This window comes from Pseudomonas sp. NUPR-001 (assembly GCF_052147955.1).
Classification (GTDB): Bacteria; Pseudomonadota; Gammaproteobacteria; order Pseudomonadales; family Pseudomonadaceae; genus Aquipseudomonas.
Map to the genome: position 1 here is coordinate 3143089 of NZ_CP197353.1, position 21725 is coordinate 3164813.

The following is a 21725-nucleotide window of genomic DNA, read 5'->3' on the forward strand; positions in this document are numbered from 1 at the left end:
CCCGCGATGGCTATCAGTACACCACCCCCACCGGATACACAAACGCATTCACGTCATAAAACGGTGTGCGCTGGTAAAACCACTGCAGGCGCGCAGGGGGGCTGGCGGCAAAAACCTTGTCGCTCTTGAGCTTCTTGTCGAACTCCGCCTTGAGTTCCGGACTTTCGGCGAGCATCTTGCGCGCCATGGGCTCCATCACGTATTCCTCCGGTTCCTCGGCAACCACCAGGGTCGAGTTGAAAAAGCCCCAGGCCCAGAACGAATCAGGGCTTTGCGGATAGAGCAAATTGATCGCCAACACCCCCAACGGTTGGTCAAGGTCGATCACCACCGAGCCTGCAGGAAAGGTCTGCAAACGCTGGAACGGCTTGGCCACGCCGCTGACCGGCAAGCGTCCTTCATAGCCGGGAATCTGGTTGACTTGCGCACGGTCCGGCTCGAAACCACCGGCCACCTTGACCTCGTCCATGCGGTACAGAGTCACCTCAATGGCCGTGGCTTTGTCCAGGGTGGTCATCTGGATACCGTGGGCCTTGAGCCGGGCGATCACCTCGCGCCACTGGCCGGGCACCACGTACTGCTGCGGGCGCTTGGTCACCAGGTCCGGCTCGGTATTGCCGGTCACCGGTACGGTCAATGACTTGGGCTTGTTGCTCCAGACGATGGTTTTGGCGCCGGTGATCGGTGACTGTTCGTAGCGGTAGTCACCAACGATAAAAGGCGTGGTCTGGGCCTTGCCCGGCTTCCAGGTGAGGATCACCTCCTGCTGGTTTTCCAGGCGCTCGCGGTCCTGGCGGATGGCCTCCTTGAGCGAGGCCGATTGCTCGCCAATCACCTGGATCATGGCCTTGAGCATCACGTAGTTGCCCAGCACCTGGGTGCGATACGGATGCAGGGCGTGCTGCTCGATCAGAATCGACGGAACGTTGCGAATGTCTCCGTACTGGTTGGAGAAGCGCGCGAAATCGCTGCGGTATGGGTAGTAGCCTTGGGTCGGGTCCTGGTTGTCGTTGAGGCTGATGCACTCGTGGACCACATGCCCGTCCGCCTGCAATGCCTGGTACACCGGCGCGTGCATGACGTTATCCATCCAGGCGCTGCTGGCTGGCGACCAACCGTTTCCGTTGTGACAGTAAGAACTGTCATAGGGGTACATGGCGCCGTCAGTGGAATGGGTGTCGGCAAAAAAACTCAGGTCGTAGGTGTTGAACACCCAGGCGACGTTGCGGATCTCGGCGCTGTCGAGCTTGGTAAAGTCACGGTTGAGGTTGTAATTCAAACCGTTGACCCGCCAACCAGTCTGCTGCGGGCCGTTCTGATTGATCCGCCCATAGGCGCTGCGGCGCAGGTCGCCATCGATGTTGACGGTAGGAATGAACAGGATGTTGACCTTTTCCAGCAGGCTCGCCAAAGGCTTGTCGCCGGTGGTCATGTCACGCAGCAGCATGAACATGGCGTCTTTGCCATTCGCTTCGCCGGGATGGATCTGCGCCTCGACAAAAATCGTCGGCTTGCCCGACTCGTTCAAGCCCGCCGGCGACTTGTCGACCTCCAGTGAGGCAATGGCCATGACCATCGCATGGCCTTCGGCAGTTTTCTCCGGCAGGTCGTGCAAAACAATGCTGCCGCCGGCAGCAGCTACCAGCTTGTTCAGGTAGTCACGCGTCTGCAGGTAGTCGCTGGTCTGGTTGAAGTCGCTGGCTTCAGCTAGCGTAATCAGCGGGTTGTCGGCCTTGGCAATATAGCGAGTGCTGGTTAGCGCCTGCTCGAACATCGGCGGCAGAATGCGTGTCTTGGCTGCCTCCAGGTAGGCGCTATCATCGATATACGATGGCGCACTGGGCAGTGCGGCCAGTACCGGCACGCCAGTAGCCAGCAACAGGGCGACAGACAGCGGCTGCAAAAGCGAGTGTTTCATGATGATTCCCTATCATGAGTGGCAGCAGCCACGATAGACCACAATGGGTCCGCAGACGAGGGTCATGCTTCGATGCTCAACAACCTGTTCAGCCCACTTCCCTGCGATCAGGCCGAGGAACACTTCGACGAACTGTTGGCGCGCCCCGGTTTGTGTATAGAACGCATCGTCTCCCATGGCCAGGCGAGCCCTGCGGGGTTCTGGTATGACCAGCCGCAGTGCGAATGGGTGCTGCTACTCAAAGGCGCGGCCGGACTACGCCTGGAACATGAAGATTATTCACGGGTGTTGCAGCCCGGTGACTTTGTCGAGATTCCTGCCCATTGCCGGCACCGGGTCGAATGGACCGCCCCCCACCGCGCCACCGTATGGCTGGCGGTGCATTTTGGTGAGATGTGAACGCCCTCGCGCGGACGAAGGCGTGGCAGTGCTGTGACGTAACCCCTCACATTGCAAGGAGAAGCGCATGAGCAAATCAACCAGCAAAGCCGTCAAGCGCCCCGCCGCCCAAGCTGCCGTCAGCCGCACGCCCATCAGCGGGCGGCTGTTTGACGCCCGCCCCGACCGCCTGGACTTTCGCGACTTGCCCTACACCCCGCCGCTGCGTTCACTGCCGCCGTGCGCGCCCGTGCAAGCCGACCTGACCACCTACCTGAAAAGCTACGTGGCCCAAGGGCTGGTGCTCGATCAGGGCAACGAAGGCGCCTGCACCGGCTTCGGCCTGGCCTGTGTGGTCAACTACCTACTGTGGTTGCGCCACTTGACCTTTGGCGGCACCGGCAGCTTCGCCGCCGTCAGCCCGCGCATGCTCTACGAACTGGCGCGACGTTATGACGAATGGCCCGGTGACGACTATCAAGGCTCAAGTTGCCGCGGTGCACTCAAGGGCTGGCACAAACACGGCGTCTGCAGCGAACAGCACTGGCCGTTCTCCAGCGAGGGTTTTGTCCGGCCCCTGCCGCAATGGAATACCGACGCGGCGAGCAGACCCTTGGGCGTGTACTACCGCATCAACCGTAACGCCGTGGTCGACCTGCAAGCGGCGATTCTCAACATCGGCGCCGTCTACGTTTCGGCCAGCGTCCACGACGGCTGGGAAACGCTGATGCACAAGCGCGCCACGGCGGTGCCCGACAGCCTCGACAGCCTGCCGCTGATACCGCCCGCCAAATCGCCCGGCTCACTCGGCGGACATGCCTTTGCCATTGTCGGCTACGACCATCGCGGCTTTGTGGTGCAGAACTCCTGGGGCACACGCTGGGGCCGTTCCGGGTTTGCCGTGTTGCCGTATGAAGACTGGGTCATCCACGGCACCGATGCCTGGGCCTGCGCGCTCGGTGTGCCGCAACAACTCTCGGACCCGCGCGCCCTCAAGCCGGGCAAGCTGGAATTGTTCGATCAGGTGTCTTCGGCCTTTCGCGTCGGTTCGGGGCGCTCACTGACCGGGCTTGATCGTTCGGCGCGGGTACCGGCCAACCCGGTGGACGATCCCTGGCCCTTCGATCACCCGTTCAACGAACCGCGCTACCAGCCGGTCAGCACGCCGCGGGCTTACGAACTGACCCTGGTGACCGGCAATGACGGCGAAATCGTGCCGACCGACTTCACCCGTGGCCCATTGGACCGCGCGGGTCTGGTGCACGAGACCGTGCGTGAGCGGCCACTGGCCTGGCTACAAACGCAAGCGCAGAAGAAAACCCTGCGCCTGGTGATCTACGCCCACGGCGGGCTGAACGATGAAGACGCCTCGATTCAACGCATCCGCGTACTGGCGCCGTACTTTCTGGCCAACGGCATTTACCCGCTGTTCATGACCTGGAAAACCGGCCCCGGCGAAACCCTGGCGAACATGGCCGCCGATTGGTGGAGCAAACTCTTCGGGGGCAAGGATGAACGGGTTGCCGGCCTCGATGATGCCCTCAGCGAGGCCAAGGACCGCGCGGTTGAAGCGCTCGGCCATGTGCTCGGCACCGGTATCTGGTCGCAGATGCGCAACAATGCCCGCGACAGCAGCCAACCCGGCCACGGCCTCGATCTACTGAGCCAGGCCCTGCAAGCACTGGCCGCTGACCTGCAAGCGCAAGGGGCCAAACTGGAGCTGCACCTGGTTGGCCACTCGGCCGGCTCGATTCTGCTGGGCCACCTGCTCGATCTGCTGGGCAAGCTCCCCGCGCTGCCGGTCAAGGTGCAAAGCTGCGAACTGTTTGCCGCCGCCTGTTCCAGTGAGTTTGCCTTGAAGCACTACCTCAACGCGCAAGTCACCGGGGTGCTCAGTCTCAACCAGCTCTGGCTCGACGTATTGCGCGATGAAGATGAAAAGGCCGATGGCCTGCCGTCCCCTAGGCTTCCGGCCTATGGCAAGTCGTTGCTGTATCTGGTTTCGCGGGCGTTGGAGGATGTGCGCAAACAGCCGCTATTGGGCATGGCCCGCGCACTGCAACCGGCGTTTGTCAACGACAAGGACCAGTGGGACGCCAGCAGCCTGCCCAGCGTGCAACAGTGGCAGGCGAACTGGCCGAGCAAACCCGATCGCTTGCGTGTCTGGCAGTCACCCTGGGTGCGCACCACCCACGACGGCCAGCAGATACAGGCGACGCATGGCTCGTTCGATAACAACATCGAAATACTCACTTTTGTGCTGATGCGCATACTCGGCAAGCAGCTGATCGGGCCGATTGAGTGGCTGGACTATTAAGGGTTACCCCTTGTGGGAGCGGGCTTGCCCCGCGATGCGGTGAGACAGACAAACCGTAATCGCGGGGCAAGCCCGCTCCTACCGGAGTTTGAGCATGCCGCGCTCGACAATGAAGTCGATGACCCGCTGCAAACCCTGCCCGGTCTTGAGGTTGGTAAAGGTCCAGGGCCGCTCGGGACGCATGCGCTGGGTGTCTTTCTCCATCACCTCCAGCGAAGCGCCGACATAGGGGGCCAGGTCAATCTTGTTAATCACCAGAAAGTCCGACTTGGTGATCCCCGGCCCGCCTTTGCGCGGAATCTTCTCGCCTTCGGCGACATCAATGACATACACCGTCAGGTCGGCTAGTTCAGGGCTGAAGGTGGCACTGAGGTTATCGCCGCCACTTTCAACAAAAATCACTTCAAGGTTGCCAAACCGGCGTGCCAGCTCTTCCACCGCGGCCAGGTTCATCGAGGCATCTTCGCGAATCGCCGTGTGCGGGCAACCGCCGGTTTCCACCCCGACAATGCGCTCGGGGGCCAGGGCACCGGCTTCGGTCAGAATGCGCTGGTCTTCTTTGGTGTAGATGTCATTGGTGACCACGGCGATTTGGTAATGATCGCGCATGGCTTTGCACAGGGCTTCGAGCAGCGCGGTCTTGCCGGAACCGACCGGTCCGCCGACACCGACACGCAGGGGTTGTTGATAGCTTTGCATGGAGCATGTTCCTCAGGATCGGAATAGTCGGGTGTACTGCGTTTCGTGTCGCGACGAGGCAATCGCCAGCAGTGGCAATCCTGCGCCGAGTTCGTCGTCAGGTAATTCCAGGGCACTGTGCAACACGGCGGGCAGCGCTTCGCTCAGGTCACGCAACAGGCTCTGCGCCGCTTGCTGTCCAAACGGCACCAGCTTGACCCCGGCCATCACCGCGCCCTCCAGCCAGGCGTAACCAAGGCCCAGGGCCAGATCACGCAGCGGGATCTGCCAATGCGCCCCCAGCCAGGCCATACCGCCCAGCTGGCTCAACTCGACATTGGCCCGCCAAGCAGACGACTGGCACAACTGCCAACCATCGAGCAGCCGCGCCAGGGCCATGCCGCGCTGGCGTTCTTCCAGGCGCAGTTCAGCGGTTTCGCGGTTGGCCAGCAGGAACTGGCTCCAGCGGGCGAAGGCCTCGGCATCCTCGGCCAGGCAAGCCTGGTAGAGGCGCGCCAGCACAGGCCAGTCGAGGCAGCCCAGGGTGTCGTGCAACTGCTGCAACTGCCAGCGGCGAAACCCTTCGGCGCCTTGTACCCAACCGGCTTCTACTGCCCACTCCAGGCCCTGCGAGTAGGTAAACCCACCGACCGGCAGGCTCGGGCTGGCCAACTGCAGCAAGCGCAGCAGTTTCAGGTCGTTGCTCATCAGCCCGCCAGCACCAGCGCAGCGCCGGCCAACAGACCACCGCCACAGGCTTTTTGCAGACCCTTGTGTTGACGCAGCAGGCAGCCCGCGCCAAAGCCAACCAGCAGCAACAGGCCGCTGACAGTGACAAAGCCGGCACTGAACAACCAGAAGGCACCGGGGCTGGCTTCAACGCCATGGGCCCAGCCGTGGAACAGGGCGAACAGCGGCATCGCCAGGGCCAGCAACAGTTGCCGGCTGGGCAGCAGCAAGGCCGTGGCAGCCACCAGCAGCGAAGCGATAATCATCTGTTCCATGCCGATCACCCCACCGAACACATGACCGAGAAAGGCGCCGCCGAACATCGCACACAGCGTGAGCAACGGCAGCACCAATGTGCGACCGGTCAATGCCGCCAGCACCCCGGTGCCCAGCAACATCAGCAGGTGATCGACACCCGTCAGCGGGTGCAGCAAGCCATCCTGCAACGGGTTGCTGTCATGCCCGGGGTGGGCGAACGCCGGTACGGCAACCAGCAACAGCGCCAGGGCAAAGGCTTTTTTCATCAGTAATCTCCTTGTTGGTAATCAGTGCTGGGCCACACGTACAAAACGGTGATCGCTGTGTGAATGACTGTGCGGTGCGCTCTGATAGGCGCCCGCCTCAGGCTCGAACGGCGCCTGTTCAACGGTGACCTGCAAGCCAAGACCACGGACCATTTCGTCGAGCACGTGGTCATGCTGGTAACGGACCATGCCGGCGTCGATCTGCAACGGCACGTGACGGTTGCCCAGGTGATAGCTGGCCCGCGCCAGCAACAGCGCATCAGCGCAGCGCACTGTCGACACCTGCTCATCGGCGGCCAGCACACGGATGACTTCGCTACCCTGCTCGTCACCCAAGAGATCGCCACCGCGAATCAACTGCCCACGCTCAAGCATCAGCCCGGCCTCACGGCCATCGTCGAGGGTGACGCGCACCCGGCTTTTGATCCGCGTGTCGAGTGTCAGGGTTAGCGTGCCGCTTACCTGGGCGGGTTCGCCCAGGCGCCGGGTCAAAACAATCATGCTCGCTCCTTCAGAACAGAAAATAACGTTGCGCCAGCGGCAATACCGTGGCGGGCTCGCACACCAGCAATTCGCCGTCGGCGCGTACCTCGTAGGTTTGCGAATCCACTTCGATCAGCGGCAGCAGGCCGTTGTGCACCATGTCGCCCTTGCGCACCGTGCGACAGCCATTGGCCACGCCGATCAGGCTGCGCAAGCCCAGTTGCTGGTGAACGCCGCGCTGATAGGCCGACTGCGAAAGAAACGTCATGCGCGTGGCGTTACGTGCCGCCCCCAACGCGCCGAACATCGGCCGGTAGTGCACGGGTTGCGGCGTCGGGATAGAACCGTTGATATCGCCCATCGGCGCCATGGCGATCATCCCGCCCTTGATCACCAGCGCGGGCTTCACCGCGAAAAACGCCGGTGCCCAGAGCACCAGGTCGGCGAGTTTGCCGGCCTCGATCGAACCCACCTCATGGGCAATGCCGTGGGTCAGCGCCGGATTGAGGGTGTATTTGGCGATGTAGCGTTTAACCCGGAAGTTGTCGCTGTAATGGCTGTCTGGCGCCAGCGGCCCGCGGCGGCGCTTCATCTGGTCGGCGACCTGCCAGGTGCGCAGCACCACCTCGCCGACCCGGCCCATGGCCTGGGAGTCGGAGGACGTCATGGAGAACGCCCCCAAGTCATGGAGGATGTCTTCGGCGGCGATGGTCTCGCGGCGAATGCGCGATTCAGCGAAGGCCACGTCCTCGGCAATACTCGGGTCCAGGTGATGGCAGACCATGAGCATGTCCAGGTGCTCATCAACGGTGTTGACCGTGTACGGCAAGGTCGGGTTGGTCGACGACGGCAGCACATTGGCAAAGGCCGCAGCACGGATAATGTCGGGCGCATGGCCGCCACCCGCGCCTTCGGTATGAAAGGTGTGGATGGTGCGATCACCGATGGCGGCAAGGGTGTCTTCGATACAACCGGATTCGTTGAGGGTATCGGTGTGAATCGCCACCTGCACATCCAGTTCTTCAGCCACGCTCAAACAGCAGTCAATGGCCGCCGGGGTCGAGCCCCAGTCTTCATGCAGCTTGAGGCCCACGGCGCCCGCGTGAATCTGCTCGCGTAAGGCCTCTGGCGCCGAGGCGTTGCCCTTGCCCAGCAGGCCAATGTTGATCGGCAGCTCATCGGCGGCCTGGAGCATGCGCGCCAGGTACCAGGGCCCGGAGGTGCAGGTGGTGGCATTGGTACCGGTGGCCGGCCCGGTGCCGCCGCCGATAAAGGTGGTGATACCTGAGGTCAGGGCTTCCTCGACCTGCTGCGGGCAAATGAAGTGAATATGCGAATCGATGCCACCGGCGGTGACGATCTTGCCTTCGGCAGCAATCACCTCGGTACCAGCGCCAATCGGCAAGGTCACCCCCGGCTGCACATCCGGGTTACCCGCCTTGCCGACGCCGAAAATGCGCCCGTTCTTGACCCCGATATCGGCCTTGACGATGCCCCAGTGATCGATGATCAGGGCATTGGTCAGCACCAGGTCCATCGCCTGATTGGCGAGCATCTGACCTTGGCCCATGCCGTCACGAATGACCTTGCCGCCGCCAAACTTGACCTCTTCACCGTAGATCGTGAAGTCCTTCTCCACCTCGACCCACAGCTCGGTGTCGGCCAAGCGCACGCGGTCGCCCACCGTGGGGCCAAACATGTCGGCATAGGCGCGACGGGAAATACGGCTCATCGCACGTTCTCCAGTTTGCCCATCACCCGACCCTGAAAACCGTAGACCTCGCGTTTGCCGGCATACGGCACCAAGGTCACGCTGCGCGCCTGGCCCGGCTCGAAACGCACCGCCGTCCCCGCGGCAATGTCCAGGCGAAAACCACGGGTGGCTTCACGCTCGAACACCAGCGTGTTGTTGACCTCATAGAAGTGATAATGCGACCCGACCTGCACGGGGCGGTCGCCATGATTGGCGACGGTCACGCTCAGGGTCGGGTAGCCCTCGTTGAGTTCGATGTCGCCCTCGGCGACCTGCACTTCTCCAGGAATCATCGGACACTCCTAAACGATGGGGTCATGGACGGTCACCAGCTTGGTGCCGTCGGGGAACGTCGCCTCGACCTGCACATCGGGGATCATTTCGCTCACCCCTTCCATGACCTGCTCACGGCTGAGTACTTCACGGCCCAGGCTCATCAACTCGGCCACCGTGCGCCCGTCACGCGCACCCTCCATGACCGTGGCGCTGATCAAGGCCACCGCCTCCGGGTAATTGAGCTTCAGGCCACGCGCCAGGCGCCGCTCGGCGAGCAACGCGGCGGTGAACAGCAGCAGTTTGTCTTTCTCTCTTGGGGTCAGCTCCATGGCGTTCTCTCAGGTGGCCCAGATGCGTGGCGGGCACGGCGCCAGGCCGACCACGGCCGGACGCAGGGCATGCCAGATGCGCTGCAGGGTGAAGTTCAGGCGTTGGTTATCGTGATCGAGCAGGCGCACCACCAGCAGCTCACCGAGCAGGGTCGCGCCTGCCGGGACGCTGAGGTCGTCGAGCAAGGCGCGGGTCTGCTCCAGCACTGCGCTGTTGGCCGGGTAGGCACAAAAGGTCGCCTGCAACGGGTAGCCGGCCAGTTTTTCCAGTTGCCCGTCGCTGATGCGCAGGCGTTCACACAGGCCGGGATCGTCAGGCACGTCGATCTGCAAGCGGCTGTCGACGGCGCCGTGGCTGAACGTCTCGTTCATCACCGGCCGCCCCAGGCACAGGGTTTCCCAGGCCAGCAGACGCGCACCCGGCGCCAGGCTGAAGCGGTTTTCCAGGCGCACACGGGCACCAGGAAAGCAGATGCTGCCTTGCGGCAACCACTCCAGCACGCTGTCAGCGGCCAGGTGAAAGTGTTGCTTCAGGGTCGAGGTTGCGCCGCCACTGCGGTAGAACTTGGTCGCACCGGGCATGGTTAGCAGTGCGTGACTGCCGGGTTCAAGGTGCACATCGAGCACCAATTTGTCGCCACCGACCACGCCACCGGGTGGGTGCAGCACATAAACGTGGCACGGCGCGCCCTCCGGATAGAAGGGTCGCTGCACCAAAAGAGGACCGAAATGCCGCCGCGCACCAATACAGGTCTTGGTTGCGCGCTGTATAAAGCGCAGCATCAACTCGGCACTCCAGCCAGAATCACGGGCGACGAGGTCGAGTGGTGGGGCAAGCGTCATGCATCTGATCCCTGTAAATATGGAGTCCGATGTACTTGATCGACTGGTCCTACGCACACCGTCGCAAAGACGGCTTGAAGTTTTGACCAATCGATCAGTAATCGTTACAGGGGGCAAAGCACATAGCGGGCCAGCTTGACCGCTATGGGGCAGCAGTTGTGCGTATTGTTATGGACTTATCCGTTGTTTGTGGGGCCTGGGCTGGCCCTACCGGTGGGAGCGGGCTTGTCCCGCGATTTGCTATATCGCGCCAGATCGCGGGGCAAGCCCGCTCCCACCGGTAGGGCCGGATGCAGGAGCGAGCGGCTTTGCCTACTTTGCCCAAGAGCAAAGTAGGCCGCCGTAAGGGCGGAAGGGGCCAGTACAGCCTCCGCACCGCATGGATAAACTCACAGTTTCCAAAACCATTAAGCGAACAGCATTAACAGCTTTGCGGCATTTCACCACGCGCCAGGCGCAGGTTGATGTCATCAATCACCGTCGGCAGCTCGGCGATAGTGTCGATCAGATAGTGCGGCCGCGAACCTTCAAACAGGCGGCCAATACGTGCACGCTCCTGATCCAGAGTGTCGAGCGCCAACGCTTTATAGTCTTCATACGACAGCCCCAGCGCATTGCCCGAACACGTCAACGCCACAGTCCACATCCCGGCCCGTCGCCCTTCCAGAATACCCGGCCAGGTGTCGTCGACTTTCACACAGGCCGCTACATCGTCGACTCCCAGGGCAATCACGTTGGCCAGGGCTTGCGCCGGCCACGGGCGGCCATTGGGTGTTTCATCAGTGGCGACCACATGATCGGCAACGTAACCATTGCGGGCGGCCAGCTCCACCACTTTGTCCATCACCACTTTCGGATAGCCCGAGCACGAACCAATCTTCAAGCCCTGCTCGCGCAAGGTGGCAATGGCCTGCAACGCGCCAGGGATCAACGCCGAATGCTCAGCGATTTTCTCGATCTGCAGGGGCATGAAACGGTTGTAGATCGCCGTGACGTCCTCATCGCTTGGGGTGCGGCCAAACGCCTGACGGTAGCGCTCGGCAATCTGCGGCAGGTCGCACAAGGTGCGGATATGGTCCCACTTGCCCATGCCCATCGGGCCACGGGCTTCCTCCAGCGACACGGCAACGCCGAACTCGGCAAAGGCTTCGACGAAGATTTGCGTCGGTGCGAACGAGCCGAAATCGACCACGGTGCCCGCCCAGTCCAGGACCACTGCTTGCAAGCGTTCAGGGGTGTTGTAATGCATGGTGTTTCTCCAGTTTCGGGATGAGTTGGGCCGCGCCTTGTGAACAAGGCGTTGGCAGATTGCAGGTGCTAGTAAGGTGGATCAGCTGTCGGGCAGCGGACCGCTGTCGAACAGCTCGGCAATGATCGGGCGGTTGCGCCGTATCGCCAGGCAACACAGGTAATAGCTGATATGAAAGGGTTGTTCGATAAACGAAATGGCCTTGGTGCCGGGCCGGTCGACATACTCCACCGCTGCGACAAAACCGACACCAATCCCCTGCACCACCGCATGCACAATGGCTTCGCGGCTGTTGAGCTGCATGACACAGTCCAGGCTGACGCCGTAGCGCTGACAGCCCTCCTCCACCAGTTGTCGGGTACGCGAGGCCTTTTCCCGTAGCACCAGGCGCTGGCTGCTGATTTCGTGAATGCTGACCTGTTGTTGATGAGCCCACGGATGATCATCGCGAACCACCGCCAGAATCGGCACGGTGCGGTACAAATGCGTACTCAAGCGCTGATCGAAGGCCGACAACGCCAGAATCGCCACGTCGATATCAAAGCTGTACAGCCGCTCCAGCGTCTCGGCTTCGGTGGTGAACGAGGTTTCCAGGTCGATGTCCGGGTACTGTTGCATCAGGTTGTAGGTCAGGCTCATGGCAATCGGCGGTGACACCGCTCCGATGCGCAGCATGCCCTGCTTGCGTTGGCTAAAGCGCTGCAGCAATTGCACGGCTTCATCCTCCTGGCCAAACACACCCTGGGTGATCTCGTAGAGTTTGTGCCCCGCGGCACTCAATTCGATGTAGCGGCCACGGCGATGGAACAACTCAACGGAAAACTTCTTCTCCAGGGTGCTGACCTGCTCACTGACGGTGGGCTGCCCGACGCTCAGGTACTCGGCGGCCAAGGTAAAACTACCGGTCTTGGCCACAGCGTGAAAAGAACGCAACCACTTGTGGTACTGGTACATGAGCGTTTCCGGGTCCTTGGGGTCGGTGGTCAGCGGCGCACGAACAGTGCGACAACGGCACTGCACAGGCAACTGACGGTGACGACAATAAAGATCAGCGAGGTATTGCCGGTGGTGTCGAGCATGCGGCCAATCAACGGTTCCGCCAAGCCGGCAAACAGGTACGAGGAGAAGTTCATCACCCCGGTGGCGGTCCCTGCGCGTTTGGCGCCGACCAGGTCCGGGCACAAGGCCCAGAAACTCGAAGCCGGACCGTAAACAAAGAAGCCGCACAGGAACAACGCCACCAGGCCTACCATGCTATGGGCCGGCAAGCTCCACATCCACAGGCTGGTCGCAGCGCCAAGGAACATATAGAGCATGATCGCCAGGTAGCGTTTCGAACCGAACAGCTTGTCCGACACCCAGCCGTTACTCAGGGCGCCCACGGCCATGCCGACCGGCAGCGCCACGGTGATCCATTTGGGGTCGATGAAGCTTTGCCCCGACTTCCAGTCCGCCCCGAGAAAATGCACCGGCACCCAGACAATCAAGCCATAGCGCGCCGCGTTCTGAAAACCTAACGACACGGCGGCGATCAGCAGGCGCACATTTTTCAGCACCGCCTTGTAGCGCTGCGCCGACGTTTCCTCGTCTTCGTGGCCAACTTCATGGCCTTTGTCTTCAGCGTTGGCCACCCCGGTGTCATCCAGCGCCTTGAAGCCCATGTCTTGCGGGCGTTCACGGGCCACCAGGTAGAAGGTGATGCCGCCGGCCAGCATCAGCAGGACCGGCAAGCGGAAGATCCAGCGCCACTCCAGGTGCAGCACCTCCAGCACCACCACCGAAGTCACATACGACAACACCGAAGCGCAACCCGCCGCAAACACGTAGAAGCCATACACCCGGCCACGTTCACCAGCGCTCCACCAGTTCGACAGCAAGCGGCTGCCAGGTGCCCAGCCCAAGGCCTGGAAGTAGCCGTTGACACCCCACGGCAGAATCAGGCTGAGGAACCCGCCAGCAAAGCTGGTGACCCAGTTCGCCGCACAGGACAACACCGCACCCAGGCTCATGATACGGCGGCCGCCGTACTTGTCGGCAAGGTTGCCATTGATCGCCTGGCCGATGGCGTAGGCCCAGAGCATGGCCGTCGAGGCCCAACCCAACGTCTCTTTGCTCAGGCCGAACTCGGCCTGAATGCCGGGAATGGCAAACCCGAAGGTTTGCCTGCCGGTGTAGAAAAACAGGTAGCAGAACATCGCGGCGAGCAGCATGCGCCACTGTGCGGTACGAAACGGTGACGCAGGGACAGCCAGACCGGAGAGACTTTCGGCACGATTCATGATGTTTTCCTTTGTTTTACGCTAGCGCAAGTCAGCGACCTGCGATACGGCACTCTTGGTTGGTGCAACAGGAAACAGCGGCACGTTTCAGGCGGCGTCAGCGCCTATGAAGTTCTTGCCGCGGGCGCCCTGCAGGGCATAGGCGATCATGGCCTGAGCCTGCGCGGCATCGACGCCGTAATCGGCGAACTCGGTCTTGACCCCGAGGCTGTGAAGGAAATCGCGCAACTGACGGCGAGCGCCGTCCAGATCGCTACCGAACACTCGTTGCAAGGTACGGTCGCGGTCAGCATCGCGGCCCCACGCCAGGCTCAGCACCAACGGCAGGGAGAAAGAGCAGGCAATGCCGTGGGGTACGCCGTAGCGCAAGGTCATTTCATAAGAGATCGAGTGCGCCAGCGCGGTTTTGGTGTTGGAGAACGCCATACCGGCTTTGAGCGCGGCCAGGGCCATACGCCCGCGCAGTTCTGCGTTGCCCAGATCACGCTGCAAGCGTGGCAGGCAGTCGAGGATTTCTTCGATGGCCGACACCGCGAAGGTGTCGGAAAGCGGGTTGGCGTTGACGTTCCAGATCGCCTCCAGGGCATGGGACAAGGCATCCAGCCCGGTCGATACGGTAACGCCAGCCGGCACCGTGAGCATCAATTGCGGATCGACGATCGCCGCCTTCGGCCAGGTGCAGTCCAGGTGCAGGGAGTATTTTTTCTGCGCCGCGCTGTCCCAGATGGTCGCCCAGGGCGTGACTTCACTGCCGGTGCCGGCCGTAGTCGGCGCGGCAATCAACGCCTTGCAGCGTGCCGGAACAAAGGGTTGGCCAAGCGCCAATAGCTGCAGCAACTCCTCGAACTGCCCTGATTCAGTGCCGACGATCAACGCCTTGGCAGTATCAATGGCACTGCCGCCGCCCAAGGCGATCACTGTCTGGCAATCACCGGCTTCAGCCCAGAAGCGCTCGTAAGTGGCACGCAACTGCGCCACATCCGGGTTGGGCTGGACATCCTCGACCACATAGCACAAGCGCTCACCCAGCAGCGCCTTGACCTGATCGACCAAGCCCAACGCACGGGCCTCAGGAAAGGTCACCAGGGCGACCTGCTGACCCTCGGTCAGGGCGCTGATGCGGCTGAGGCTGCCGCTGCCAAAGCAAGTGGCTACCGGGTTATGGAAATAGGCAAGCATGGCGGTTCCCTTTGTTGTTGTTTTGGTTGGGGACATACTCATGGCCAAGTGACTTTCGCTCAAATCGATTGATTCAAGGCTTTCATCGGCTGAACCGATAATGACGGGCGTCGATGAATCGCGGAAAAACCGTTGCACGTTGCACACTCCTGGGCAAATCGCGGGCGCAGCCAGGGCGTGCCCTGACTGGCCAGATATCGAAAAAAGAGGGTGAGGTGTAGCTCAGTGGCGACTGGCGCCCTGGATGCGCTGGCGCAGACGGCTGGAAACCAGGTCAGCTGCGACGACCATCAAGGTAATGACAATGATGCAGGTGGCGGTTTCCGGGTATTTGAACAGCTTCAGGCTACTAACCAGTTCAAAACCCAGCCCCCCTGCCCCGACCATGCCCAGCACCGTCGCCGAGCGCAGGTTGACCTCGAAGCGATACAGCACCACAGCGATCCAGGCGGTGATCACTTGCGGTATCACGCCAAAGACAACCACCTGCAATGGCCGGGCACCGGTGGCTTGCAGCGCCTCGATCGGGCCCTGGTCGATCTCCTCGATGCTGTCAGCAAAGAACTTACCGAGCATGCCCACCCCGTGCAGGGCCAGGGCCAGTACCCCCGGAAACGGCCCCAAGCCCACGGCCGACACAAACACCAGGGCGAGGATCAGCTCATTGATACTGCGGATCACGTTCAAGACTTGCCGAGTAGCGGCATACACCCAGCGATTGCCCTGCAGGTTGCGCGCTGCGAGAAACGCCAACGGAATGGCAAACACAATCCCCAGCAGCGTTCCCCACAGGGCGATCTGCAAGGTTTCGATTGCCGGTTGCCACAGCCTCGGCAGAATGCTCAGGTCGGGCGGCATGGAGCGCGCGAGAAAATCGCCAATCTGCGGCAAACCGTTAGTCAACTCGCGCCAGCTCAACTGAGTACCCGCCGCACTCCAATGCAACAAGGTCACGGCCAGCAGCACCCAGGCTGAGGTGACGATCCAGCCCCGTGTGCTGCTGGGGGTATCAACCAACCATTGGTATCGGCGTGGTGAAGGGTTCATCAGGCACGTCCTCCTTCGGCTTGCAGACACGGCATCAGCGGCGTGCGCTTGAGCGTCTCCAGCATCGGCTCAGCTTGCGGATAAATGCGCTGCAGGCTGGCTTCGTTCAACGCCTCGCGACGGCTGTCAAACACCAGACGGCCGTGGGCCAGACCGACGATGCGATCACCGAACTCACGCGCCAGGTCCACCTGATGCAGGTTGCACACCACGGTGATCCCCTGCTCCCGGGCGGCATCACGCAGGTACTGCATCACCCGCCGGGCCGTTTTCGGGTCAAGGCTGGCAACCGGCTCATCGGCCAGGATCACCTTCGGCCGTTGCGCCAGGGCGCGGGCGATACCGACACGCTGCATTTGCCCACCCGACAAGGCATCGGTACGGGCCGTGGCTTTATGTTGCAAGTCGACCTGCTCCAGGCAGTGCCGCGCCAGGGCAACGTCGTCGCGACTGAACAGCTGCAGCACAGAAGCCAGTGTCGACACTGAACCCAGGCGCCCGGTCAGCACGTTCTTGAGTACCGACAGGCGCGGTACCACATTGTGATGCTGGAAGATCATTGCCACCTGCCGACGCAACTCACGCTGCTGACGGTCATTCATGGCATCGATACCGGCGATCTGCAGTTCACCGCTGTCAGCCTGTGCCAGCCGGTTCATGCAGCGCAACAAAGTGGACTTGCCGGCGCCCGACTGGCCCAGCACCACCACGAACTCCCCGGCGTCGATATCCAGATCGATGCCCTTGAGCACGGCGTTGTCGCGGTAGTCTTTGAGCAGAGTGCGCACGCGGATCATTTCATGCTCCGCAGATCGAGATCGAGGACCTTGGCGGTTTCACGCACCACGTCATAGGCGGCGTCGCTGGTCGGCTGAAAGCCGTTGAGCTGGCCTTGGTCGCCCCACGGCACATCCTTGATATTGGCCATCGCACTGGCCAGTTTCTGTTTCAGCGCCGGGTCCAGGTCCTGACGCCAGACCATCGGTGACTCTGGAATGTCGGCGGAAGACCACACCACCTGCAGGTCTTCGGCCTTGACCTGTCCCTGGGCAACGGCGGAGGCGTAAATACGGTCGGCCACCGCTGCGGCATCGACCTTGCGGTTCGCCACCGCGAGAATGCTGGCGTCGTGCGAGCCAGAGAAGATCACCCTGGAGAACAACGACTCCGGGCGATACCCGGCAGCCTCCAGGCCCGCCTTGGGGAACAGATGACCGGAGGCCGAGCTGGGGTCGACAAAGGCGAAGGTACGGCCTTTGAGGTCGCTCAGTTGCTTGATGCCGCTGTCTTTGCGCGCCAGGATCTGGCTACGGTAGGCGCTTCTGCCCGCCTTGCGCGTCACCGCCACGGCGAAGGCGTCAACCCCGGCTACCTGATGCGCCAGTACATAGGAGAACGGCCCCAGGTAGGCCACGTCGAGCTTGCCAGCGCGCAGCGCCTCAATCACACCGTTGTAGTCGGTGGCCACGAACGGCTTGACCGGCATGCCGAGCTGCCGCTCAAGGTCGGCCAGCACCTGTTTGCTGCTTTCGATCATGGCCTGGGAATCTTCGGAAGGAATCAGGCCGATGCTCAACGAGGTTTGCGCTGAAACCTCGGCGCAGGCCAACAGTGGCAACAGGCCAAAAGCGGTCACACGAAGCAATTTGGCAAACGGGTTCATGGTGAGTGTCCTGCAGGTTGTGTTGAGGTCGCTCCACACTAGGGCTGTCACGTGACAGTCACAGCTTCAAATCACTATGTGTTTTCCCGCAAAACCATTGATGGAAGCTATGGATGTCGACCACCAAACTGCGCACCTTTCTGGCCGTCGCCCGCCAAGGCAGCTTCAGCGCCGGGGCCCGCGCCCTGGGCCTGAGCCAGCCGACCGTGACCACTCAGGTTCAGGCGCTGGAACGTGACTACAACGTCGAGCTGTTTCATCGCCGTGGCCGGCGTATCGAGCTGACTGCGGTTGGCCGTCAGTTGCTGCCGATTGCCCAGCACTTGAGCACGCTGGAACTGGAAGCGTTCAACCTGCTGCGTGATTCCGGCAAGCTCAATCGCGGTCAGTTGAAAGTGGGTGCGGTCGGGCCGTTTCATGTCATCGAAATGGTCGACGCCTATCGCCTGCGCTACCCGCAGATCGACCTGTCGATCAAAGTCGGTAACTCCGCCAGCGTGCTGGCCGATCTGGAAAACTACGTCACCGATGTTGGCGTACTGGCCGGCCTGCACGAAGACCCGGCGTTCAGCGCCCAGTTGTATGCGCGCCATCCGGTGGTGCTGTTCGCCCACATCGAGCACCCGCTGGCGCAGTTTGAACAGATTCCACTCACGGCCCTGCAAGGGCAGCCGCTGCTGCACCGCGAAAGTGGATCAACCACGCGCCTGGCGCTGGAAAAGGCGCTGCTTGAGCACGAGGTAACGCCACGCATGGTCATGGAGATCGGCAGCCGCGAGGCGCTGCGGGAGGCGGTGATTCGGGGGATCGGGGTGGGGGCGGTGTCAGAGGCAGAGTTTATTGCCGACCCGCGGATCAGGACGATTCGCCTGCAGGGCGATCCGGTGTGCACCGAAACCTATCTGTACTGCCTGGCTGAGCGGCAAAACAGTCAGGTGATTGGTTCGTTTCTGGCTTTGGTAACGCAATCGCGGGGCAAGCCCGCTCCCACGGTAGGAGCGGGTTTGCCCCGCGATCAAACACCTTAGTAGTAGGCGTTCTCTTTCTGACTATGGTCAGTCACATCACGCACGCCCTTGAGCTCTGGAATGCGCTCGAGCAAGGTGCGCTCGATGCCTTCTTTCAAGGTTACGTCAGCCTGGCCGCAGCCCTGGCAACCACCGCCGAACTGCAACACGGCGATGCCGTCTTCTACCACTTCGATCAGGCTCACCTGACCGCCGTGGCTGGCCAGCCCCGGGTTGATCTCGGTTTGCAGGTAGTAGTTGATGCGCTCGTTGATCGGGCTGTCTTCGTTGACCATCGGCACTTTGGCGTTCGGCGCCTTGATGGTCAGCTGGCCGCCCATACGGTCGGTCGCGTAGTCAACCACCGCGTCTTCCAGGAACGGCACACTGACCGCGTCCAGGTAAGCGGTGAAACTGGCCAGGCCCACGGCCGTGTCTTCAGGCTTTTCTTCGCCCGGCTTGCAGTAGGCAATGCACGTTTCGGCGTATGTGGTGCCCGGCTGGGTGATAAAGATACGAATGCCAATACCCGGGGTGTTCTGCTTGGACAGCAGATCAGCCAGGTAATCATGCGCGGCGTCGGTAATAGTTATGGCGCTCATGGAAGTTCCTCACAGACTTGTCGGCAGTTTACGCCAACCTGGCCGCCGAACAAAGTCCTAGTATTTCTGTCGGGAAAGCCCGGCAACGCCGGGAACGCTCCAGCAGCGCTCCCGGCGGCCAGTTTCACAGGTTTTCGTAGCGGTTCATGTCGAGCACGCCCGCTTCCACCGCATCGGTTTCCTTGATGTAGGTGTTCAGGTCGTGAAAGTACTGCCAGAACTGCGGATGGCTGCGACGTACGCCCCAGCGCATGACCACGCGCTCGAATTTGTCGGTATCGTCACGAGCGGCTTCCAGGTCCTCGACAAACTCCGGCACATCGGCGGAGGGAATGTTGAACATGAAGTTCGGGTAACTGCTCAGCACCCCCGGTACCAGGGTCAGGGTGTCCAGGCCCGGTTGGTAGCGATAGGCTTCACCAAGCATGAAAGCTACGTTGCTGTGCGCCCGGTTGCGCAGCAGGCTGTAGACCTGACGCTGACCGCCCTGCCCTTCGATGCGCAGCAGGGTCGCTTCAGGCAACTGACCGATCACTTTCAGCCCTGCCGCCGGGCGCGACACCAGCCGGCTCAAGGTCTGCTCGACACCGCGGAACTCGTCGTTCATTTGTGGTCGCGAGCAATAGGCACCCTGGCAGCGGTTGATCGGGTCAGGCGCGGCGTTGAGGCTGCCGGTGCGCTGGATCAGCTTGAGGCCGAAATCGCGTTTCGGGTCTTGCCCATCGAGCTTGAGGGCGCTCGGGGTATCGGTGTCGATCTCCTCGTAGTCCAGCCACATCTTCACTTTGCCGCTGTTCTGGTACCAGTCGCTGAGGATCGCCCCACGCGCATCGGCCGGCATCAGGCGCAAGAAGTTGACCTCGGCACCGTTGCGGATCAGGTCGAAATACAAGCGCGTCTGCGCCTGGTGCGAGACGTTGCCGTAGACATCGAAGTTGACCGCCAGCTGATAGTAGGTGCGCTCGAACAACGGGTAGTCGAACAGCCACAGGGTCTTCGGCACATCGCCGATCAAACCCTTGGTCACCGAAGCACTGTCGAAGTGACGGAAGATGGTCAGCAGCGCGTTGTCGTTACCGGCCCACAGCGTCGACCAGCTCGGCGCGGGCATGTCGGCGTAGGCTTCGCGGCGCAGCACTTCGTACTCGTTGCGCTTGTCGCGGTAGGCATGCCACAGGGTCAGGATGCTGCCAACGTCGTCAATCTGCCCGGGCATGGCCAGCAACGGCGTGGCCTGGCCACGGTACTCGGCATCGGTCAGGTAACGGTCATGCGCCGGTTCCTGGAACAACGCCCAGAAATGGTCACGGATCACATCAGTGGCGATCTGGCCGCGGCACACCGGGCCGCGAATGAAGGTACGGACAAAGTACTCCGCGTTATCGAGCATGAACTGATAACGGGCCACGGCCGGGATCGCTTCGAAGGTTTCAAACGGATTGGCCCGGTGTCGCGGACCGTAGCCGGGCAGCGCACTGGCATGCCAGTCGCCGCTGTAAAACAGCTGCTTGACGCGTTTGAGCTTCTGCGGCCCCATCGGGTAGGTGATGTGGGTTTTATGCACGATCACGCCTTGCACCGGCATCAGGCGGTAATAGAAGTCGGTGCCGGGAGGATCGTTGGGGCGACGTGTGGCGATCAGGTCGATCGGCTGGCCGCTGGGCGTGCGCGAACGCACCCACTGGAAGAAATGCCCCTGCTCGCCGCCCACAAAGTAGATGTGCGCAAGGAACAAGTGTTCGTAAAGCCAGCGCCCGACCAGGGCCTCGGTGGAACCTGGGCGGTTGAGCAATGCTTCCCAGTCGGCAATCTGCGCCGCCTCATTGGCGCTTGGCGTAATAGCGTTGTGGTCGATTGGGGCACCTGCTGCCAGCCAGCGTTGCAGCGTCTGGTACTCGGCATCGGTAAGACCGGTGACCGCCAGTGGCATGCCTTCTTTGGGGTGCGCCCCGGCATAGGCATCGAATTCACCGGGCAGCGGGCACATGTTGTTGCGGTTCAGCCCCAGAACGATTTCTTCAGGCAGCTTGGCATTGGGCGTCAGTGGCGTTTTATGCCCCAGCTCCAGCATCCGCGCCATCAGTGCGGCCTGGCTGCCCTGGTTGTCGAGCACTGAGTAGAAGCCCTTGCGCTGCCAGGCTTCAGTGCTCTGGGCATCGTAGAACAAGCGGGTCGGGGCCACCGCCTGGCTGCGGTCGCCCTGATACACCGGCACTTTGGAGCCCCCCCGTGAGGCGCCCTCGGCACTGCCCAGGTTGAGCTGGCAGGCCGCGTCGTTACAGGCGTGGCAGGCCACGCATTTCTCCGTGAAAATCGGTTGGATGTCCCGGGTATACGAAATAGCCGGGCTGGTTTGAGGGGCTTGCCCCAACGCCACGCCACTGATGAACAGAGCGAAAGCGCCGGCAAGTAAGCGATACACCATGTGCCGAATGTCCTGGGTATTGAAAGCTTCACGATTCTACCGGTGC

At 61.8% G+C, this 21725-nt stretch carries 21 protein-coding genes; 3 read left to right on the forward strand and 18 right to left on the reverse strand.

Going from position 1 to position 21725, the window contains the following annotated elements; translation table 11 throughout:
• Nucleotides 1-13: 13 nt before the first annotated feature.
• Nucleotides 14-1918 carry a M14 family metallopeptidase gene (locus ACP6KB_RS14170; protein ID WP_442107438.1) on the reverse strand — a complete coding sequence of 635 codons (1905 nt, stop codon included), beginning with the start codon at nt 1916-1918 and terminating at the stop codon, nt 14-16.
• A 72-nt stretch (nt 1919-1990) separates the two neighbouring features.
• On the opposite strand from ACP6KB_RS14170, the gene ACP6KB_RS14175 reads away from it, so the two are divergent.
• A complete protein-coding gene (locus tag ACP6KB_RS14175) occupies nt 1991-2317 on the forward strand; it encodes a cupin domain-containing protein (RefSeq protein ID WP_442107440.1) in 327 nt (108 codons plus the stop codon).
• Between the two features lie 67 nt (nt 2318-2384).
• On the forward strand, nt 2385-4613 hold the full coding sequence (locus tag ACP6KB_RS14180; RefSeq protein WP_442107442.1) for a C1 family peptidase: 2229 nt from the start codon (nt 2385-2387) through the stop codon (nt 4611-4613).
• Between the two features lie 78 nt (nt 4614-4691).
• On the opposite strand, the gene ureG is transcribed toward ACP6KB_RS14180, so the two are convergent.
• The 15 genes from ureG to phnD form a co-directional block, all read right to left on the reverse strand.
• Complete coding sequence (gene ureG / locus ACP6KB_RS14185; RefSeq protein ID WP_442107444.1) at nt 4692-5312, reverse strand: urease accessory protein UreG; 621 nt, start codon at nt 5310-5312, stop codon at nt 4692-4694.
• 12 nt (nt 5313-5324) lie between these two features.
• Complete coding sequence (locus ACP6KB_RS14190; RefSeq protein WP_442107446.1) at nt 5325-5999, reverse strand: urease accessory protein UreF; 675 nt, start codon at nt 5997-5999, stop codon at nt 5325-5327.
• Complete coding sequence (locus ACP6KB_RS14195; protein ID WP_442107448.1) at nt 5999-6544, reverse strand: HupE/UreJ family protein; 546 nt, start codon at nt 6542-6544, stop codon at nt 5999-6001. Before ACP6KB_RS14195 ends, ACP6KB_RS14190 begins: the two co-directional genes overlap by 1 nt.
• Before the next feature lie 21 nt (nt 6545-6565).
• On the reverse strand, nt 6566-7045 hold the full coding sequence (gene ureE / locus ACP6KB_RS14200) for an urease accessory protein UreE (protein WP_442107450.1): 480 nt from the start codon (nt 7043-7045) through the stop codon (nt 6566-6568).
• A 10-nt stretch (nt 7046-7055) separates the two neighbouring features.
• Nucleotides 7056-8759: an urease subunit alpha gene (ureC, locus tag ACP6KB_RS14205; RefSeq protein ID WP_442107452.1), complete on the reverse strand. Its 1704-nt coding sequence runs from the start codon at nt 8757-8759 to the stop codon at nt 7056-7058.
• Nucleotides 8756-9073, reverse strand: a complete 318-nt coding sequence (locus ACP6KB_RS14210) for an urease subunit beta (RefSeq protein WP_442107454.1) — start codon at nt 9071-9073, stop codon at nt 8756-8758. Before ACP6KB_RS14210 ends, ureC begins: the two co-directional genes overlap by 4 nt.
• A gap of 9 nt (nt 9074-9082) precedes the next feature.
• Complete coding sequence (locus ACP6KB_RS14215; RefSeq protein ID WP_442107456.1) at nt 9083-9385, reverse strand: urease subunit gamma; 303 nt, start codon at nt 9383-9385, stop codon at nt 9083-9085.
• A gap of 9 nt (nt 9386-9394) precedes the next feature.
• Nucleotides 9395-10228: an urease accessory protein UreD gene (locus ACP6KB_RS14220; protein ID WP_442107458.1), complete on the reverse strand. Its 834-nt coding sequence runs from the start codon at nt 10226-10228 to the stop codon at nt 9395-9397.
• A gap of 421 nt (nt 10229-10649) precedes the next feature.
• Nucleotides 10650-11477, reverse strand: a complete 828-nt coding sequence (gene phnX, locus ACP6KB_RS14225) for a phosphonoacetaldehyde hydrolase (protein ID WP_442107460.1) — start codon at nt 11475-11477, stop codon at nt 10650-10652.
• 81 nt (nt 11478-11558) lie between these two features.
• Nucleotides 11559-12431 (reverse strand): LysR substrate-binding domain-containing protein, encoded by an 873-nt coding sequence (locus ACP6KB_RS14230; protein WP_442107462.1) that lies wholly within the window; start codon nt 12429-12431, stop codon nt 11559-11561.
• Between the two features lie 29 nt (nt 12432-12460).
• The gene (locus ACP6KB_RS14235; RefSeq protein WP_442107464.1) at nt 12461-13756 is read right to left on the reverse strand and encodes an MFS transporter; all 1296 of its coding nucleotides are present in this window, start codon (nt 13754-13756) and stop codon (nt 12461-12463) included.
• Between the two features lie 87 nt (nt 13757-13843).
• Entirely contained in the window at nt 13844-14935 is a 1092-nt protein-coding gene (psrA, locus tag ACP6KB_RS14240) for an iron-containing alcohol dehydrogenase PsrA (RefSeq protein ID WP_442107466.1), read from the reverse strand.
• A gap of 222 nt (nt 14936-15157) precedes the next feature.
• Nucleotides 15158-15982, reverse strand: coding sequence for a phosphonate ABC transporter, permease protein PhnE (phnE, locus tag ACP6KB_RS14245; RefSeq protein WP_442107468.1), 825 nt, complete (start codon nt 15980-15982; stop codon nt 15158-15160).
• Nucleotides 15982-16779: a phosphonate ABC transporter ATP-binding protein gene (gene phnC / locus ACP6KB_RS14250; protein WP_442107470.1), complete on the reverse strand. Its 798-nt coding sequence runs from the start codon at nt 16777-16779 to the stop codon at nt 15982-15984. The genes phnE and phnC overlap by 1 nt, the downstream gene beginning before the upstream one ends.
• Nucleotides 16776-17645: a phosphonate ABC transporter substrate-binding protein gene (phnD, locus tag ACP6KB_RS14255; RefSeq protein WP_442107472.1), complete on the reverse strand. Its 870-nt coding sequence runs from the start codon at nt 17643-17645 to the stop codon at nt 16776-16778. The genes phnC and phnD overlap by 4 nt, the downstream gene beginning before the upstream one ends.
• Before the next feature lie 113 nt (nt 17646-17758).
• Here phnD and ACP6KB_RS14260 point away from each other — a divergent pair, with 113 nt between their 5' ends.
• A complete protein-coding gene (locus tag ACP6KB_RS14260) occupies nt 17759-18673 on the forward strand; it encodes a LysR substrate-binding domain-containing protein (RefSeq protein ID WP_442107474.1) in 915 nt (304 codons plus the stop codon).
• Here the strand turns inward: ACP6KB_RS14260 and nfuA are convergent.
• Nucleotides 18670-19254, reverse strand: a complete 585-nt coding sequence (nfuA, locus tag ACP6KB_RS14265; RefSeq protein ID WP_028941949.1) for a Fe-S biogenesis protein NfuA — start codon at nt 19252-19254, stop codon at nt 18670-18672. The genes ACP6KB_RS14260 and nfuA overlap by 4 nt on opposite strands.
• A gap of 124 nt (nt 19255-19378) precedes the next feature.
• Nucleotides 19379-21679: a fatty acid cis/trans isomerase gene (locus ACP6KB_RS14270; RefSeq protein ID WP_442107476.1), complete on the reverse strand. Its 2301-nt coding sequence runs from the start codon at nt 21677-21679 to the stop codon at nt 19379-19381.
• Nucleotides 21680-21725: the final 46 nt, after the last annotated feature.